16 protein-coding genes are annotated in these 17,854 nt (G+C 69.4%); 6 read left to right on the forward strand and 10 right to left on the reverse strand.

Going from position 1 to position 17,854, the window contains the following annotated elements:
- Positions 1-63: 63 nt before the first annotated feature.
- The 9 genes from A9310_RS04490 to A9310_RS04530 form a co-directional block, all read right to left on the reverse strand.
- The gene (locus A9310_RS04490; protein ID WP_058249840.1) at positions 64-1,257 is read right to left on the reverse strand and encodes a M24 family metallopeptidase; all 1,194 of its coding nucleotides are present in this window, start codon (positions 1,255-1,257) and stop codon (positions 64-66) included.
- Between the two features lie 45 nt (positions 1,258-1,302).
- Positions 1,303-2,811 carry an NAD-dependent succinate-semialdehyde dehydrogenase gene (locus A9310_RS04495; RefSeq protein WP_065629556.1) on the reverse strand — a complete coding sequence of 503 codons (1,509 nt, stop codon included), beginning with the start codon at positions 2,809-2,811 and terminating at the stop codon, positions 1,303-1,305.
- Positions 2,808-5,792: an FAD-binding and (Fe-S)-binding domain-containing protein gene (locus A9310_RS04500; RefSeq protein ID WP_065629557.1), complete on the reverse strand. Its 2,985-nt coding sequence runs from the start codon at positions 5,790-5,792 to the stop codon at positions 2,808-2,810. The genes A9310_RS04495 and A9310_RS04500 overlap by 4 nt, the downstream gene beginning before the upstream one ends.
- Before the next feature lie 20 nt (positions 5,793-5,812).
- Entirely contained in the window at positions 5,813-7,135 is a 1,323-nt protein-coding gene (locus A9310_RS04505) for an aspartate aminotransferase family protein (protein ID WP_065629558.1), read from the reverse strand.
- 45 nt (positions 7,136-7,180) lie between these two features.
- Positions 7,181-7,627, reverse strand: a complete 447-nt coding sequence (locus A9310_RS04510; protein WP_065629559.1) for a MarR family winged helix-turn-helix transcriptional regulator — start codon at positions 7,625-7,627, stop codon at positions 7,181-7,183.
- On the reverse strand, positions 7,624-8,229 hold the full coding sequence (locus A9310_RS04515; RefSeq protein ID WP_065629560.1) for a DJ-1/PfpI family protein: 606 nt from the start codon (positions 8,227-8,229) through the stop codon (positions 7,624-7,626). The genes A9310_RS04510 and A9310_RS04515 overlap by 4 nt, the downstream gene beginning before the upstream one ends.
- Before the next feature lie 74 nt (positions 8,230-8,303).
- On the reverse strand, positions 8,304-9,665 hold the full coding sequence (locus tag A9310_RS04520) for an MFS transporter (protein ID WP_065629561.1): 1,362 nt from the start codon (positions 9,663-9,665) through the stop codon (positions 8,304-8,306).
- Between the two features lie 204 nt (positions 9,666-9,869).
- Positions 9,870-10,859, reverse strand: coding sequence for a 3-hydroxybutyryl-CoA dehydrogenase (locus A9310_RS04525; RefSeq protein WP_065629562.1), 990 nt, complete (start codon positions 10,857-10,859; stop codon positions 9,870-9,872).
- The gene (locus A9310_RS04530) at positions 10,856-11,965 is read right to left on the reverse strand and encodes an NAD/NADP-dependent octopine/nopaline dehydrogenase family protein (RefSeq protein WP_065629563.1); all 1,110 of its coding nucleotides are present in this window, start codon (positions 11,963-11,965) and stop codon (positions 10,856-10,858) included. Before A9310_RS04530 ends, A9310_RS04525 begins: the two co-directional genes overlap by 4 nt.
- A 134-nt stretch (positions 11,966-12,099) precedes the next feature.
- Here A9310_RS04530 and A9310_RS04535 point away from each other — a divergent pair, with 134 nt between their 5' ends.
- From A9310_RS04535 to A9310_RS04560, 6 genes are read left to right on the forward strand one after another with little or no spacing between them, the layout of a single operon-like run.
- A complete protein-coding gene (locus A9310_RS04535) occupies positions 12,100-13,086 on the forward strand; it encodes an Lrp/AsnC family transcriptional regulator (RefSeq protein WP_065629564.1) in 987 nt (328 codons plus the stop codon).
- A 1-nt stretch (position 13,087) separates the two neighbouring features.
- Positions 13,088-13,765 (forward strand): YoaK family protein, encoded by a 678-nt coding sequence (locus tag A9310_RS04540; protein WP_065629565.1) that lies wholly within the window; start codon positions 13,088-13,090, stop codon positions 13,763-13,765.
- A complete protein-coding gene (locus A9310_RS04545; protein ID WP_065629566.1) occupies positions 13,762-14,763 on the forward strand; it encodes a D-2-hydroxyacid dehydrogenase in 1,002 nt (333 codons plus the stop codon). Before A9310_RS04540 ends, A9310_RS04545 begins: the two co-directional genes overlap by 4 nt.
- Before the next feature lie 37 nt (positions 14,764-14,800).
- Positions 14,801-15,712, forward strand: a complete 912-nt coding sequence (locus tag A9310_RS04550) for a hypothetical protein (RefSeq protein WP_065629567.1) — start codon at positions 14,801-14,803, stop codon at positions 15,710-15,712.
- Positions 15,713-15,750: 38 nt separating this feature from the next.
- Positions 15,751-16,329 carry an orotate phosphoribosyltransferase gene (pyrE, locus tag A9310_RS04555; RefSeq protein ID WP_065629568.1) on the forward strand — a complete coding sequence of 193 codons (579 nt, stop codon included), beginning with the start codon at positions 15,751-15,753 and terminating at the stop codon, positions 16,327-16,329.
- A complete protein-coding gene (locus A9310_RS04560) occupies positions 16,310-17,023 on the forward strand; it encodes an RNA methyltransferase (protein ID WP_254661173.1) in 714 nt (237 codons plus the stop codon). Before pyrE ends, A9310_RS04560 begins: the two co-directional genes overlap by 20 nt.
- Positions 17,024-17,029: 6 nt before the next feature.
- Here A9310_RS04560 and A9310_RS04565 read toward each other — a convergent pair whose 3' ends face one another.
- Positions 17,030-17,764 carry a VTT domain-containing protein gene (locus A9310_RS04565; protein WP_065629569.1) on the reverse strand — a complete coding sequence of 245 codons (735 nt, stop codon included), beginning with the start codon at positions 17,762-17,764 and terminating at the stop codon, positions 17,030-17,032.
- Positions 17,765-17,854 lie beyond the last annotated feature (90 nt).

Genomic DNA, 17,854 nt, shown 5'->3' on the forward strand with positions numbered 1-17,854 from the left:
TGGTTTCGCACCTAAGGGATCAGATTGTGTGGTCGTCGTGCTGGTGTCGATCAGGTTGTGTGGCTACTTCTGGATCAGTTCGCGCGGGAAGTCGGTGAAGCATTCGACGCCGGTCGGGCTGACCCGGACCGACTCGGACAGCTCGAAACCGTAGTTGTCCATCCACATTCCGCAGACGATGTGGAAGGTCATGTTGGTCTCCAGTACCGACTCGTCCTCGCTGCGGATGCTGATCGTGCGCTCGCCCCAGTCGGGCGGGTAGCCGATGCCGATCGAATAGCCCAGGCGCGAGGGTTTCTCGAGGCCGTACTTCGCAAGTGTCCAGTTCCACGTCGAGGCGAGCTCGCGCGTGGCCACGCCCGGCTTGATGGCCTCCAGCACGTTGTTCAGGCCCTCGGCGGTTGCCTTGGCGACGTAGTCCAGGTCTTTGCTCGGGGTGCCGAGGGACACCGTCCGGGCAAGCGGACAGTGGTATCGGTTGTGCGCACCGGTCAATTCGATGACGACCGCCTCGTCCTCGACGAAAGTGCCCTGGTGCCAGGTGAGGTGCGGGGTGTCGGCCGCCGCGCCGGTGGGCATCATCGGGACGATGGCCGGGTAGTCGCCGCCGTACTCCGGGGTGCCCGTGATCTGCGCCTGCGAGATGGCCGCGGCCGCATCGCATTGCCGGACCCCGATGTCGATGGTGTCGATGGCGGCGCGCATGGCCTCCGAGCACACCATCCCGGCTTGCCGCATCAGCTGAATCTCGGCGTCGGACTTCACCGACCGCACCCAGTTGACGAGTTCGAAGTTGTCGACGAGTTTCCACTCCGGGATCGCGTTGAACAGCGCCCGATAGGCTTTGGGAGAGAAGAAATGCGAGTCCATCTCCAGCCCCACCGAGCCGGCCTTGGACGCCGGTGCGATCTGGTGGCGCTGTCGCAGTGACCAGGCGACCCAGTCGAACGGGTGCAGATGTGGGCGCTGCACGTAACTCTCCGGGTAGCCGACGATCTGGTCGGCAGGCAACCACGACGTGCGATGTGCGCCATGCGCATCCATCTCCCGGGCGTAGAAGATCATCTCGCCGTCGATCGGCACGAACAGCATCTGCGGGGTGTAGAACGACCACGCGTTGTAGCCGATCAGATAGAAGATGTTCGCTGGATCGGTGACGATGATGGCCGAGAGCCCCTGACGGTCCATGAGTTCGCGGACCCGTGTCAGGCGCTGTTCGTACTCGCTGTCGGTGAACAGCTGAGCACCCAGGTACATGGTCTTCTCGCTCCTGTCTGAACGGGATGGATAACGGAACCCCTGTCAGCGACGGGGAATCGGCGTGGCGGTGTACTTCATGTCGAGGAATTCCTCGATACCCACGCGTCCGCCCTCGCGGCCGAGTCCCGATTCCTTGACGCCCCCGAACGGGGCTGCGGGATTGGACACGGCGCCGGTGTTGACCCCGACCATACCGGTTTCCAGCGCGGCCGACAGTCTGGCGCAGCGGTCGACGTCCTGGCTGAACAAGTAGCTGACCAACCCCCACGGGGTGTCGTTGGCCAGTGCGATGACCTCGTCGTCGGCCGCGGGATCGTCCGCGTCGTCGGCGTTTCCGAACGGGATGATCGCGGCGACGGGCCCAAAGATCTCGGTACGAGTGAGATCCGCGTCGAGCCCGACGTCGGTCAGGACGGTCGGCGGATAGAAGAAGCCCGGGCCGTCCGGGTTCTCGCCCCCGCAGACGACCGTGGCGCCTTTGGCCACGGCATCGGAGACGAGCGCCGAGACCTTCTCGACGGCCTTGCGTTCGACGAGGGGCCCGACCTGGACGCCCTCGGCCGCACCGTCACCGACGCGCAAACTGGACATTCTCGCGGCGAAGGCGTCGGTGAATTCGTCGATCACGCTGCGGTGCACGAAGACTCGATTGGCGGCCGTGCAGGCCTGACCGATGTTGCGCATCTTGGCGAACATCAGGCCGTCGACGGCCCGCGGGATGTCCGCGTCGGCGCAGACGATGAACGGCGCGTTGCCGCCCAGCTCCATCGACGTCCGCATGACCGTGCCCGCCGCCTGACGCAGGAGTAGTTTCCCGACCTCGGTCGACCCGGTGAAGCTGACCTTGCGGGCGAGTCCGCTCTCCATCCACTCGGTGACGACGGTCGACGGGTCGCTGGTCGTGACGATGTTCAGCACCCCCGCGGGCAGACCGGCCTCGACGAGGATGTCGGCCAGCAGCAGGGAGGTGAGCGGGGTGAGTTCGGCGGGCTTGAAGACCATGGTGCAACCGGCTGCGACGGCCGGCCCGATCTTGCGGGTCGCCATGGCCAGCGGGAAGTTCCACGGCGTGATGAGGATGCACGGGCCGACGGGCTGCCTGGTCACCACGACCCGGTGCGATCCGTCGCCGGTGGTGGTGGAGTCGCCACCGATGCGCACGGCTTCCTCGGCGAACCAGCGGAAGAACTCGGCGCCGTAGGCGACCTCGCCCTTGGCCTCAGCGAGGGGCTTGCCCATCTCCGCGGTCATCACCGCGGCGATCTCGTCCGCGCGCGTCATGATGAGTTGATGTGCGCGATAGAGGATCTCACTGCGGAACCGCGGTGAGGTCGTGGCCCACTCGGCCTGGTGCGCGGCCGCGGTCTCGAGCGCGCGCCGAGCGTCGACGGCGTCGGCGTCGGCCACCTGGGCGAGTACCTCTTCCGTGGCCGGGTTCACGACGTCGAAGCGCTTGCCCGACGCGGCCGGAGCCCACTCGCCGTCGACGAACAGGTCGGTGTGGACGCGGGACACTGCTTCGGGAGCGGTCTGGGGCGCGATGGTCGTCATGGTTGTACTCCTGGAGTATCGGTATCGGGTGATGCCCTGAGCAGTTCGGCGAGATGGAGTCCGCGTACCCGCGCGGGGGCGAGGGCGTCGTCGACGGCGGCGAGGTGTTCGACGGCCATCGCGCAGCTGAACCCGTCGGTGACGACGGCCCGCTGCGGCGCGTTCCGCAGCGCCGGTGCGAGTCCGTTCTCGGCGACGGCCATGCTCACCTCGTAGTGACCCTTCTCGAAACCGAAGTTGCCTGCCACGCCGCAACAACCGTCCGCGGTGTGCACGGTGACCCCCAGGGCCTCCAGGGCGGTGATGCCGACCCGGGCGCCGAACACCGCGTACTCGTGGCAATGGGTCTGCAACGTCACCTCGTCGGGCAGTGGTGGTGGTCGCCAGCCGGCATCGAGCAGAGTGGGCACATATGCGGCGAAACTTCGCACGCGTGCAGCCACGCGACGGGCGGCGTCGGTCGGCACGAGTTCGGGCAGGTCCTTCGCGAGCGCCGCGGCGCAACTGGGTTCGACAACGACGATCGGCCGGTCCGTACCGTCGTCGAGGTCGGCGACGGTACGGCGCAGCACCTTTCGGGCGCGGTCAAGCTGTCCCGTCGAGATCCACGTGAGACCGCAGCAGTTGTCGGCCGCACAGCCGACGGAAGCTGATGCACGGTCGACGGGATCCGACGCACGGTCGACGGGGTCGGCGGCTCGGAGGATCTCGGCGACCGCGGTGGCCACCTGCGGCCGGAAGGCGCGGGTGAAGGAGTCGACGAACAGCACGACCGTGGACGACGCGTCGACCGGTGAGAGTGCACCGAGATGGGTGCGCCGCGCACGCTGTGTCGCAAAGGCGGGGATCGTCCGCCGGGGGTCGAGTCCGCCGGCGCGCGCGGCGAAACCGCTCAGCCTGGATCGCAGTGCTCGGTTGAGCACCGGTGCCGCGAGCCCCGCCGCCGACAACCACGCGGGCATCCAGCCGAGGGAGTAGTGCGACAGCGGGCGGAGCCGACGTCGATAGTGGTGGTCGAGGAACTCCGACTTGTAGGTGGCCATGTCGACGCCGGTTGGGCAATCGGTGGAACACGCCTTGCATGACAGGCACAGTTCGAGCGCCTCGGCGACATCGGTGGACCGCCATCCCTCGTCGACGCTCGGCGCGGTGCGGACCATGTCCTGCAGCACACGGGCGCGCCCGCGGGTGGAGTCCTTCTCGTCGCGGGTGGCCTTGTAGCTCGGACACATCACTCCGCCGGAGTCCGCCCGGCACCGTCCGACGCCGATGCATCCCTGTACCGCGTGGACGAACGGGTCGACGAGCGGGAGTTCGTGCCCCAGGTCGAAAGCGGTGGGCCAGTGGCGACGCGGCACGTCGGCGAGGGCGAGGTCGGCGGTGATCGGGGGCGGATCGACGATGCTGCCCGGGTTGAGGATTCCGTGCGGGTCCCAGATCGCCTTGAAGCGGGTGAAGGCCGACATCATCGCCGGGCTGTACATGAGCGGCAGCAGCGCCGACCGGGCTCGCCCGTCGCCGTGTTCACCGGACAGTGAACCACCGTGCCGCACCACGAGTTCGGCGGCCTCGGTGCAGAAGCGTGCCATCACCGCGCGCCCCTCGGCGGAGCGCAGGTCGAACGTGATGCGCACGTGCATGCACCCGGCGCCGAAGTGGCCGTACATGACCCCGGTGAGGCCGTGCCGGTCGAGCAGGCCGGCGAACTCGTCGAGGTAGTCGGCGAGCCGCTCGGGTGCGACGGCCGCGTCCTCCCATCCGGGCCAAGACTCGTAACCCGCGCCGATGCTCTCGTCGTCGGGGTCGGCGAGGCGCGACGACAGACCCGCGCCGTCCTCGCGGACCCGCCACAGCGCCCGGCGGCGGGCGGGGTCGTCGACCACCGTGGCGTCGGTCATCCGTCCCTGCGCACGCAGGTGGTCGAGCAACCGCTTGGCGGTCGCCGGCACATCCGACTCGGATTGCGCGGCAGCGCTGTCCTCGTCGACGTCGATGAACAACCACGCGGATCCGTCGGGCAGGCCGGCGACGGCGTCGTGGCCACGCCGCGCCGCCATCGTGGCGACGATCTTGCGGTCGATGCCCTCGATGGCCGACGGCGCGAACGGAAGGATCGCGGGCACGTCCCGGGCGGCGTCGGCGGGTGAGTGGTAGCCGACGCACAGCAGCAGCTGCGAGGTCGGGACCGGCACCAACGCCACTGTCGCCGACACGACGATCGCGCACGTTCCCTCACTGCCTACGAGAGCGCGTGCCACATCGAAACCGTTCTCCGGGAGCAGCTTCGCGAGATGATAACCGGACACCTGACGCGGGATGGTCTCGAGCTGGGTGCGCAGGATCGCCAGGTTCGCGGTGGTCAGCTCCCGCAGCGACGCGGTGATCTCGGCCGCGCGCTCCGCTGCCGCGGCATCGGCGGCCTCGGTGGCGCGGAGCCCGTCACGAGTTGCGGTGAGCATCAGGCCGTCGGCGGTGACGAGGTGCAGTTCGACGATGTGGTCGCTGGTACGGCCGTACCGAACCGAGTGATTGCCGCAGGCGTCGTTGCCGATCGCGCCGCCGAGGGTCGCGCGCGAGGCCGAGGACGGGTCCGGCGCAAAGGTGAGCCTGCCGCCGGTGGCGGCTCGTGTGTCGGCGGCCAGTGTGGTCAGGACGATCCCGGCGCCCGCGACCGCGGTCGCGGATTCGGCGTCGACGGACAGGACGTGGTCGAGATGCCGGGACAGGTCGAGCACGACGCCGGGTCCGATCGCGTTGCCGCCCATGGAGGTCCCACCGCCGCGGGGAATCACCGGGACGCGGTGGTCATGACACCACCCGACCACCGTCGCGACGTCGCGGGCGCTGCGCGGGAAGGTGACCGCCAGGGGCGGGACACGGTAATTCGAGGCGTCGTAGGAGTATTCGGCCAGGCGACGTGTCGAGGCGTCCGCATCGACACCGAGAGCGGTGAGTTCGGCTGCGATGTCCACCCGTGGCATGTGAGACCGGGCTGTCAGGTCTAGCCCAGGGCCGCGGCGAGCGCGGCACCGAAGCGGGCGACGCCGAGGTCGATCTCCTCGGCGGTGACGACCAGGGCGGGGATGAGGCGCACGACGTTGGCCGACGGCCCGCACGTGAGCGAGAGCAACCCCTGGGTGGTGGTGGCCTGCTGAACGGCGAGCGCGGCCGCCGCGTCGGGCGTCGTGTTCCCGGCGGCATCGGTCGTGATGAACTCGATGCCGGCCATCAGCCCCAGCCCGCGGACGTCGCCGACGCCCGGGAACGGTGCACATACCTGCCGCAGACCGGCGAGCAGCTGCTCACCGCGGACGCGCGCGTTCTCGACGAGGCCCTCTGACTCGATCACATCGAGGGTCGCGATCGCGGCGGCGGCCGCGACGGCGTTGCCGCCGTACGTGCCGCCCTGCGACCCCGGCCACGCCTTGCTCATCAGTTCCGTCGGCGCCGCGATCGCCGAGATCGGGAATCCCGACGCCAGGCCCTTGGCGGTGATCAGGATGTCGGGGGTCAGGCCCGCCGCGTGCTGGTGACCCCAGAACCTGCCGGTGCGACCGAACCCCGCCTGTACCTCGTCGAGGACGAGGAGGATGCCGTGGCGGTCGGCGCGCTCGCGCAGGCCCTGCAGGAAGCGCGGCGGGGTGGGCAGGTAGCCGCCGTCGCCCAGCACCGGCTCGATGAGGAAGGCCGCGGTGTCGTTGGGTGCGACGCGCGACTGCAGCAGGTAGTCGAGTTCACGGAGTGCGAAGTCGACCGCGGTGTCGGTGTCCCAGCCATAGCGGTAGGCGTAGGGGAACGGAGCCATGTGCACGCCACTCATCAGGGGCGAGAAGCCGGCGGAGAAGCGGGTGCCGGCCGTCGTCAGGCTGGCCGCGGCGACGGTCCGGCCGTGGAAGCCGCCCTGGAACACGATGATGTTGGGCTTCGCGGTGGCCATCCGGGCGAGACGGACGGCGGCCTCCACGGCTTCGGAACCGGAGTTCGCGTAGAAGACGGAGTCGAGGCCCGTGGGCAGTACCGCCCCGAGTCGGGCGGTGAGCTCGAGGAGCGGGGTGTGCATCACGGTGGTGTACTGCGCGTGGATGATCTTCGCGCACTGCGCCTGCGCGGCCGCGACGACGTGCGGGTGGCAATGGCCGGTACTGGTCACGCCGATACCGGTGGTGAAGTCGAGGTAGTCGCGACCGTCGGTGCCCCGAATCCACGAACCGGCCGCAGTGTCGACGACGACGGGAGTCGCCTGTTTCAGGGCGGGGCTCAACGACGCGGTCCGGTCGGTGCGGACCTGGGAACTGTGGATCTGGGACTCGACGCCGGCAGTCATGGCTACACGGTGACGCTCGATCGTACGATTGTCAACAATTAGACATCAACGCTGGTCGTCGAGTTCGTCGAGGGCAGCGCTGAGATCGCGGAGTGCGGTCAAGGCGTGCTCCCACCGGGCCGGGTCGAGTGCGGCCGCCAACCGGATGGCCGCCGTGCGATGGCCCGGGTTGATCGCCCGGACGGCCGCGAGGCCGGCCGCGGTGGGGGCGACGAGCTTGGCGCGACGGTGGGCCGGATTGTCGCGGTACTCGGCCAGTCCGTCGGCGACGAGGAGGTCGGCGGTGCGCTGCACGCTCTGGCGCGTGATCCCCATCGCCCGTGCGATGCCCGCGACCGGCAGCGGTTCGTCGAGCACCGCGCCGAGCACCTGCCACCGCGTGGCGGTCAGCCCGGCGGGTTCGGCGAGACGCTCGGCGAGTGCGAGAAACTGCCCGTTCAGCCGGAACGCTGTCAGCGCGGAGGCTGACAGCAGGTCCTGCGGGTCTCTCACTGCTCGCCGGCCAGCGCGTAGAAGCCGCTGGGATCCTGGAGGCCGTAGAGCTGATACCAGGCGTCGAGCACCGGCGGCGTGTAGACGCCGAGCAACGCGAAGACCTCCCGTGCGAAGTCGACCGGGGCGATCGCCGCTGCGGTGATGACACCGCGATCGGTGACGGCGGGGGCGTCGACGTAGTGGGCGGCCCCGGCATAACCGGTGGGCGACAACTGCTCCGGCGCGTTGCTGGTGTGGCGTCGGTCGTCGAGTAGTCCGGCCCGCGCGAGACCCATTGTCGCGCCACAGATCCCGGCAACCGGGGTGCCGGCTTCGGACCAGCGCCGCGCGGCGTCGACGAAGGCGTCGTTGGTCTCCCAGATCTGGGCGCCGGGCAGGACGAGCATCGCGCTGTCCTCAGGCGTGATCGCGTCGAGCGTCGTGTCGGGCACCATCGTGACCCCGCCGATGGTGCGGACCGGCTCGGTCGTCGCGCCGACGGTCACGATCCGGAACGTTCCCGGCTCGGCCTGGTACTCGGGATTGTTGATGCCGGACGCGACGTACCCGAACTCCCAATCGGCGAGCGTCGGGTACAGGGCGAGATGGACGGTCTTCATGGTGCCTCCTTCGGACGACTATGACAGCATCCTGTCATTAATGACAGGATGCTGTCAATGGTTGGCCCGCGAGGTCAGCTGCGCAGACGTTGTCGCAACGTGGGTCGCCCGGCGAGCGCGGGAGCCGTCTCGCGGATGACCATCAGGCAGCAGAGGCTGATCGCCATCAGGGCCGCCGCATAGAAGCCGACGGGGATCACGCTGCCGGTGGCGCTGACGATCCGGTTCGCGATCATCGGCGCCAGGCCGCCGCCCAGCACCGCGCCGACCTGGAAACCGATCCCGATGCCGCTGTAGCGCTGCGTGATCGGGAACAGCTCGGCGAAGGTGGTGAGCATCGGACCATAGACGAACCCGGTCAGTGCGAAGCCGATGGAGATGACCGTGATGCAGGCGGCCAACGACCCGGATGCGGTGACGGAGAACAGGATCGGAGCGAACAGCAGCGACGTGATCATCCCGAAGCCGATCACCGTCTTGCGGCCCAGTCGGTCGGACAGGTAGCTGCCCAGCACGACCGTCGCGGCGTGGCAGGCGAGCGCCAGCGTGCTGCCGAAGACCACCGGGGACCGGTCGAAGCCGCGTCCCGGATCGGTCTCGGTCAGGAAGGAGAGCATGAACGTGAACAGCAGGAAGGCGTAACAGTTCTGTCCGACGTTGATACCGGCGGCCAGCGCGACGCGACGCCAGTTCTGGCGGAGCACGGCGAAGGCCGGCGGCGACTTCTCCTCGGCCTGCTTGGACTCGACGAAGTCCGGAGTCTCGCTGACGCGGGACCGGGTCCACACCCCGATCGCCAGCACGACACCGCCGATGAGGAACGGGATCCGCCAGCCCCAGGCCAGGACCTGTTCCATCGGCATCAGCAGGACGAGGGCGAACGACAGGTTGGCCAGGATGCCGCCGACCGGCGAACCGAGGGTGACGAAGCAGCCGTACAGACCGCGCCGGTGCGTCGGCGCGTGTTCGGCGGCGAGCAGGGCGGCGCCGCCGATCTCACCGCCGCGCGAGATGCCGTGCACCATGCGCAGGAAGACCAGGATGATCGGTGCCACGATCCCGATGGCCTGGTAGTCGGGGAGGACGCCCATGGCCAGGGTCGATCCGCCCATGAGCAGGAAGGCGGCGGTCAGCGCCTTGCGTCGACCGAATTTGTCCCCGAAGTGTCCGAAGATCAGGGCGCCGATCGGCGCCATCACGAAACCGACCGCGAAGGTCGCGAAGCCCAGGAAGGTGCCGAACCAGGGATCGTCGACGTTGAAGAAGATCTTGTTGAAGACCAGTGCCGTCGCGGTGCCGTAGATCGCGAAGTCGTAGAACTCCATGATCGTGCCGACACCGGACGCGACGGCGACGCGGGTGGTCCGTTCCCGGCGCGGCCGGCCGGTGCCGGTGGCCGAGGGGTCGGGTGGTGCAGAATTGTCGAGAGTTACCACGGATCACTCCTCATCGGTGGGCGAACGGACCCTCGAGGCCGTCGTTCGTTGGCTGTACTCGTGGATGGATCGATTGTGTCGAACCCGCGAGGCGGGGGGAATCGGGAAAAGCTTTACCGCGCCGAGCTATTGGCCGCGTTCGGGCACGCTTCACCGCGCCACCGGAACCGGGTCCGGTGGCGGGTGAGGTCGTCGCCCGATCCGTCAGTCGGCCGTGCTGAATTCCTCGTGGCGGGCGAGACGCCCGACCGCGTCGAGTACGCGGGCGAAGTCGGCGATCCGCTGGGCGCGGTAGTCGGCCACGGTGGCCGGGTCGAACTCGTAAAAGCCTGCGCCGTCGGAAATCCCACGACGCCCGGAGGTCATGTTGGACTCGACCAGCGGGGCGGGCGCGAACCGCTCGCCGAGTTCACCACGCAGGTAGTTCGACGCGTGGAACAAGGTGTCGCAACCACCCCAGTCGATGAACTCGAGCAGGCCGAGAACCGCGAAGCGCGAGCCGAACCCGATGCGCACCGCGGTGTCGATGTCCTCGGCGCTGGCCACCCCCTCGTCGACCATCCGGGCCGCCTCGTTCATCACGAGCGCCTGCAGCCGGGGCACGATGTACCCGGGCGACGGGGCGCACACGACGGGTACCTTGCCGACCGCGACGAGCAGGTCGCGGGTGGCGTCGACGACCCCGCGGCCGGTGGCGGTGCCCGGCGCGACCTCGACGAGCGGCATGAGGTCAGCCGGATTCAGCCAGTGCGCGTTGAGGAATCGCTCCGGGGCCGACAACGCCCCGGCGAGCTCGTCGACGAGGAAGCTCGAGGTGGTCGACGCGATGGGGACGGTGTCGCCGACCATCGCCTCGATCCACGCGAGCGCGTCGCGCTTGATCTCGGCGACCTCGGGTACCGCCTCGAACACCAGATCGGCGCCGGCCATCGGACCCAGGGCGTCGACCTCGCCGACGACGGTGACCAGCGCCGCGACGTCGTCGAGGTCCTCGATCGCCAGCAGGCCGAGCGTGACCTTGTGCGCCAGTGCCTGACGGACCGCGGTGCGAACCCCGTCGAGGTAGGCCGCGGCGTCGGCACCGCGGTCGCGGAGGTCGACGACGGTGACCGACACGTTCCCGAAGGCCAGCGCGGCGGCGATGCCCTGACCCATCCGGCCGGCGCCGACGACGGCGACGTGGCGACCCGTCACTGCGCCGGTCCGTCGTGGAGCAGTGCCTGCATGCCGGACCGGTCGAGGTCGGCCAGTCCCAGATTCTCCAGGGTCCGGCCGCCGGTTGCGGCCGGACGTCCGGTGACCGCGCCGGCGAGGGCGAGCAGGCCGTCGGCCACCGGCGTCGGTACCGACGCCCACCGCCCCACCGAGCTCAGCAGCGCCAGCCCGATCTCGACGTCCTCGGTCATGTAGCGGTGGGTGTGCAGGTCGATGTTCTCGCGCCAGTCGCCGCTGTCGGTGAGCTTCTCGTGGGCGGCGTTGCCGTACATCCACTCGTCGCCGTCGGCGGTGTAGTGGTCGGCGAGCGGGAAGTGCGGTGCGCCGTAGCCGAGCGCCTCCCGGACCGCGATGCGCTCGGCGTCGAGCGCGGAGGTGACCCGCCGGATGGCGTCCTGGGTGCCCTCGTTGTGGATGTCCCACGACGGGAAGTGTTCCAGCGGACCGGCATTCATCAGGATCAGCGGCGGGTGGATGATCGGGCCGGCGTTCATGAGCGCGCCGCTGAGGGCGTCCTCGCTGCGTTCGACGGCGGGATAGACCTCACCGAGGACCGCCAGCGCCCGATCGGTGTGCCGGGCCGGGAACACTCCGGTGGGCAGACGGGTGGCGTACCCGCTGACGACGACCCGGGTGTCGCCGTGCTTGCGTGCGAGGTAGGGCAGGGTCCCGGTCTCGGCGAACGCGACGTCCGCGGGATTGCCGGCCGCGCGCACCGCCCGCGCGAACACGAACGACCCGAAGCTGCCCGGCGGCAGGTAGACGACCTGGCCGTCGCGCAGGTGCGGGGCGAGCTGCCGAGCGAGCGACTCGTGGGCGAACGCCGGGACCGGCGCGACGATGACCTCGGCGTTGGACACCGCCTCGGCGAGGTCGGCGACGATCGAGATCCCGCCGCCCGCTCCGCCGTCGACGCCGATCTGCCGCCGGCCGCGGTGGTCGTCGATCTCGAGCGTGCCGCGCTCGACCAGGGACGAGAACGCTGCGCCGTCCCGTCGCCACCAGGTGACATGGTGGTCCTTCTCGCTGAGCTCGGCCGCGGCCGCATAAGAGCCGTGACCTCCGCCGATGACGCAGACCTTCACGAATCGTCCTCCTCGATCTCGGGCCGCTCGAGCGGCCACTGGGGTGTTGGGAGGAAACGTAGGAGCGCTGCCGCGGACTGTCCCGGCGTCTGCCGAAACCGAAAAAAGTTCACCTCGTGATGCAGGATTGTTGCGTGCCGGACGACCTCGATTATCAGATCGTTCACGCTCTGCAGGTCGCGCCGAGGGCGCCGTGGGGCGTCGTCGGCGACGTCGTGGGCGTGAGCGCGGCGACCGCGGCCCGACGCTGGGAGCGGCTCGTCGACAGCGGTCTCGCCTGGATCGTGACCTATCCCGGGGCCGCGTACCTGAACACCCGCTGCAGCGCGTTCGTCGAGGTCCAGGCCTCGTCACGGCGTGCGGCGCTCGTCGAGCGGTTGTCGGCGGACCGGCACGTGGCCACCATCCAGCGCACCGCGGGCGACGGCGACCTGCTGCTGACCGTGATGGTCCCGGATCTCGGCTTCCTCGGCGACTGGGTGCAGCGACTCGCCGACCTCGAGGGGGTCGCCCGGACCCGGACGAGGGTGGTGATGCGTGTCTTCGGCGAGAGCGAACGCTGGCGGGTGCACACGCTGTCCGACGCCGACGAGTCGGTACTCGCCGAGCACCGACCCGAGCACCGCCCGCTGGCGCACGAACCCGATGAGATGGATCTGCGACTCATCGCCGCCCTGGCCGAGGACGGTCGACGCTCGGCGGTCGACCTGGCCGCCGCGAGTGGTCTGAGCGCACCGACCGTTCGGCGTCGGCTGACCGCACTCGTCGCCGAACGCGTCCTGTCGATCAGATGCGAGGTGTCGCACGTGATCAGCGGATGGCCCGTCACGGCGAACGTGTGGGCGCGGGCGTCGTCGAGGTCGATCGCGGCGCTCGTCGACGCGCTCGACGAACTGCCCCAGGTACGGGTCTGCTGTGAGGTCACCGGTACCGCGAACATCCTGATGGCTGTCTGGTTGCACACCGTCGGCGAACTGTCCGAGTTCGAGCAGCAGCTCGAGAGCCGGGTGCCGGGACTCGTCGTCGCCGACCGGTCGGTCACCCTGGAGACCCCGAAGCGCCTCGGCTCACTGCTGGACCGGTCGGGCTGTCGCACGGGCTCGGTTCCGGTGGTGCTGTGAGATGACCACGTCGACCTCGCTGCGCTTCGCCCTGCTGATCACCGCGGCCTGTGGCTTCCTCGACAGCTACACGTATCTGTCCCGGGGCGGGGTGTTCGCCAACGCCCAGACCGGGAACGTCATCCTGCTCGCGTTGAATCTGTCGGAGCAGCACTGGTATCAGGCCTCGGGTCATCTCTGGCCGATCCTCGCGTTCCTCGTCGGCGTCGTGCTGGCGGTGCACGTGAAGGCCGGCCGCTTCGACCATCTCCTCGTGTACCCGATCCGCGTGACGATGGCGCTGCAGGTGTCCATCCTCGTCGTGATCGGCTTCGTCCCCACCTCCGTCCCGCACTCGTTCGTCACCATCCCCATCTCGTTCATCACCGCCATGCAGATCGAGTTGTTCCGCAACATCGGCGATCTCAACTACATCGCGGTGGCCACGACCGGGAATCTGATGCGCCTCGTGGAGGCCGGGTACGGCGTCACCGTCGACCGGGCCCCGGACGCGCGCAAGGCCCTCACGGTCTACAGCCGCGTGGTCGGGGTGTTCGCCGGCGGCGCACTCGTCGGGGCGGTCTGCACCCAGGTGATGGGTGGCCGCGCCGCCTGGGTGCCGGCGGGTTTCCTCGCGGTGACGCTGCTGCTCTTCGTCATCGACGAACGCACCGACCCGTCACCTACGGTGGGGTCATGACCCCACACGCGCCCGTGGTCGCCCTGCTGATCTCGCCCGACGATCCCCCGCCGGGCAACCTCGCCGAGCTCGAGGAGCTCGCGACGGTACGGCTCTGCACGGCCGACGATCTCGGCGCGGCCCTGCCGGGTGCGGACGTTCTCGTGTTGTGGGACTTCTTCTCCCGTGGCCTCGCCGACCACTGGGGCGAGGCCACGGCATCGTTGCGCTGGGTTCATGTGTGTGCGGCGGGCGTCGACTCGTTGCTCTTCGACGGGCTACGGGCCTCCGACGTCGTGGTGACCAACGCCCACGGCGTCTTCGACCGGCCGATCGCGGAGTTCGTCCTCGCCGCAGTCCTCGCGCGGCACAAGGGTTTACACGAATCGATGGCGCTGCAGCGCGATCATGAATGGCGACACCGCGAGACCGTGGCGACCCACCGCACCTCCGCTCTGGTGATCGGGACCGGCGGGATCGGCCGCGCGATCGCGAAACTGCTTCGCGCGGTGGGTGTCCGGGTGGTCGGGGCCGGCCGGACCGCTCGCGACTCGGATCCGGACTTCGGGCATGTCGTGGCCACCGACGATCTCGCCGCACAGGTCGGCGGATTCGACACCGTAGTCGCAATCGCGCCGCTGACCGAGCAGACCGCCGGGATGATCGACGCGACGGTGCTGGCGGCGATGAAACCCGGCGCCCACCTCGTCAACGTCGGCCGCGGCGAACTCGTCGACGAGGCGGCCCTCGTCGAGTCGCTCCGCTCGGGCCACCTCGGCGCGGCCACCCTCGACGTCTTCGTGACCGAGCCGCTGCCCGCCGACAGCGCGCTCTGGGATCTGCCCGGGGTCGCGATCTCGGCGCACATGAGCGGAGATGCCGTCGGATGGCGCGAGGCGCTGGCCGAGCAGGTCCTCGACAACCTGCGGCGCTACTTTGCGGCGGGTACCGCGGACCCGGCCGAGATGCTGGTCAACGTCGTCGACAAGGAACGCGGGTACATCCGGGTAGGCGGATGACCTCACCGCGGGCCCGCCGATAGTAGGCTGTAGCGCGATGACCACCGTCTATTTCCTGATCGCCGCCGTGGCCCTACTGGGTGCGGGTGTCCTGTTGTGGCTCGACCGCCAGCGGTCGAGCGTCGCACGGCACCAGCGTGCGGTCTGGGGCGATGAGCACGAGTTCAAGTTCCGCGAGTCGGACACCAAGCTGCGCAAGGTCTTTCGGCGCGCCACGATGAACGTCGGCGACCACATCCCGGTCCAGGACGTCGCCTACGGCCACTACGCCGGGGTGGAGGCCGTGGTCTTCGACCTGTCCGAGACCGCGACCGTGATCGCCGTCCGACGCTCCTCGCCCTCGCACGTCGTCGTCGACCTCCGGCACGAGGACGTCCTCGCGCCCGCGGAGGAAGACGTGGAACTGCTGGGCGCGATGGGCCCGCGCGTCATGTTCTCCAACAACCTCGACGTCGCCCGCCGGGTCTGCGACCGCCGCATGGTGGCCCTCGCCAACAAGGCGCCCGCGTTCGTCGAGGTCCTGTGGAACGAGGGCAACTGGGCGCTCGGCTCGATGCCGGTGACCAACGACCCGGCCAAGCTGAACACCGGCCTGGAGGTCGTCCGCCGGTTCGCCGATCTGCTTCGGGTGCTGCCGCCGATGCGAGAGCCGGAGGATTCACCCGATCCGCGCGACCCGCACGGACCCACGCGGGCCGAGCTCGCCGACGAGAAGACCGAATCCCTCCGCGACAAGCGCCGTCGACAGGCCGCCGGCACCTCGACGGCAGCGGCGTCCCAGACCGGCGCGTCCGGAGATCCCGAGAGCCCGGCTGCGGCCCGCAAGCCCCCGGCCCCTTCAACCGGGGGCCGCCGGATGTCGCCGATGCCCGTCCGCGGGTCCGCCGGGACCTCCGACGGCGCACCCCGCCGCGACACCGGCGAGCGGCCCAACCGGCACCGCAACTGATCGCGAAACGCTCCATGTTCGACCGAGAGGGAAGCCGCATGTCCTCGTCCGCCCCGGTTCCCGCCGAGACCCCGCAGGTCGACCCGACCGCGAAGGCGCGGCTCGCCGCGCTCGTCCGCGACCTCGCCGTGGTCCACGGCAAGGTGACGCTGTCGTCGGGCAAGGAGGCCGATTACTACGTCGACCTGCGCCGCGCGACGCTGCACCACGAGGCCTCCCGCCTCATCGGCCGGTTGATGCGGGAACTGACCGCGGACTGGGACTACGTCGCCGTGGGCGGCCTCACCCTCGGCGCGGACCCGGTGGCGACGTCGATCATGCACGCCGACGGGAGGCCGATCGACGCCTTCGTCGTCCGGAAGGCCGCCAAGGCACACGGCATGCAACGCCAGATCGAGGGTCCCGACATCGTCGGCCGCGACGTGCTCGTCGTCGAGGACACCAGCACGACCGGCGCCTCACCGTCCACGGCTGTCGAAGCCGTCCGCGGTATCGGCGGCAACGTCGTCGGGGTGGCCACTGTCGTCGACCGCGCGACCGGCGCGGACGCGGTCATCACCGGTCTGGGCGTGCCGTACCGCTCGCTCCTCGATCTCGGTGACCTCGGGCTTGCCTGAGGCCGGCCCGGCGGGCTCCGCCGACGAGACCGGCGCGGTACCCGGTCCCACCGAATGGCAGACCGGGCCGGCCGTGGGAGTCGGGCCCTGGGCCGACGAACATCCCGATCAACCCGTACCCGCCGACCCGCGCCTCGACGCCGAGTTGCTCGCCCACGGCGACACCCGCAACGTCGCCGACGCCTATCGGTACTGGTCGCGCGAGGCGATCGTCGCCGACATCGATGCCCGACGACATCCGCTGCACGTCGCCATCGAGAACTTCGCCCACGACGCCAACATCGGCACCGTGGTGCGCACCGCCAACGCCTTCGCGGTGGCCGCCGTCCACATCGTCGGGCGACGCCGCTGGAATCGCCGCGGAGCGATGGTGACCGACCGCTACCAGCATCTGATGCACCACGACACGGTCTTCGATCTCCTCGCCTGGGCCCGCGAGGCCGGTCTGACCGTGGTGGCGGTCGACAACACGCCGGGAGCCCTGCCGCTCGAGACGGCGGATCTACCGCGCGACTGCGTGCTGGTCTTCGGGCAGGAGGGTCCGGGGGTCAGTGACGACGCGCAGCGCGCGGCCGACCTCACCGTGTCGATTGCGCAATTCGGCTCGACGCGCAGTATCAACGCGGGAGTCGCGGCCGGGATCGCCATGCACGCGTGGGTCCGTCAGCACGCGGACCTCGACGACGCGTGGTGACGGGACTCAGTTGGCGGGAGGGGCGGAGTTGTTGGCCTCGTCGGAGGCGGGGAGGGGCTCCTCCTCGACGACCTTCTTCCGCGAGCGCAGGATGCGCTTGACGATCTCGGAGATGATCGGCAGCACCGAGATGAAGACGATGAACAGGAAGATGTAGTCGATGTTGTCGCGGATGAACTCGATCTGGCCCAGGAAGTAGCCGAGCAGGGTGACACCCGCACCCCAGGCGATCGCGCCGACGATGTTGTACGTGAGGAAGATCGGGTACCGCATCTTCGCGGCGCCGGCGACGAGCGGCGCATAGGTGCGCACGATCGGGACGAAACGCGCAAGGATGATCGTCACCGGGCCGTGCTTCTCGAAGAACTCGTGCGCTTCCTCGATGTAGACCTGCTTCAGGACCTTCGCGTCCGGCCGGAACAGCGAGTACCCCGCCTTCTTACCGATCCAGTAGCCGACCTGGTCGCCCAGGAACGCCGCGATGGGGATCAGGACGAGCAGCACCCACAGCGGGGCGAAGGGCTCGATCTCCGCCGACTTCGCCGCGACGATGAGGCCCGCGGTGAAGAGCAGCGAGTCGCCGGGGAGCAGCGGGAAGAGCAGACCCGACTCGATGAACACGACCAGCAGCAGACCGGCCAGCATCCACGTGCCGAACGAATTCAGCAGGTTCACCGGATCCAGGAATCCCGGTAGCAGCGCCAGGTTGGTGGTCGTGGTGGCAAGCGCGGAGTCGATCACGGGGAGCCAGAGTACCTGCGCGTCCGTCGAGGACAGAATCTCACGGGTCCGCCACCGCCGTTTTCCAGCAGGTCCGGGCACGAATGGTGC

It is taken from the genome of Gordonia sp. UCD-TK1 (assembly GCF_001691435.1).
Classification (GTDB): Bacteria; Actinomycetota; Actinomycetes; order Mycobacteriales; family Mycobacteriaceae; genus Gordonia; species Gordonia hongkongensis.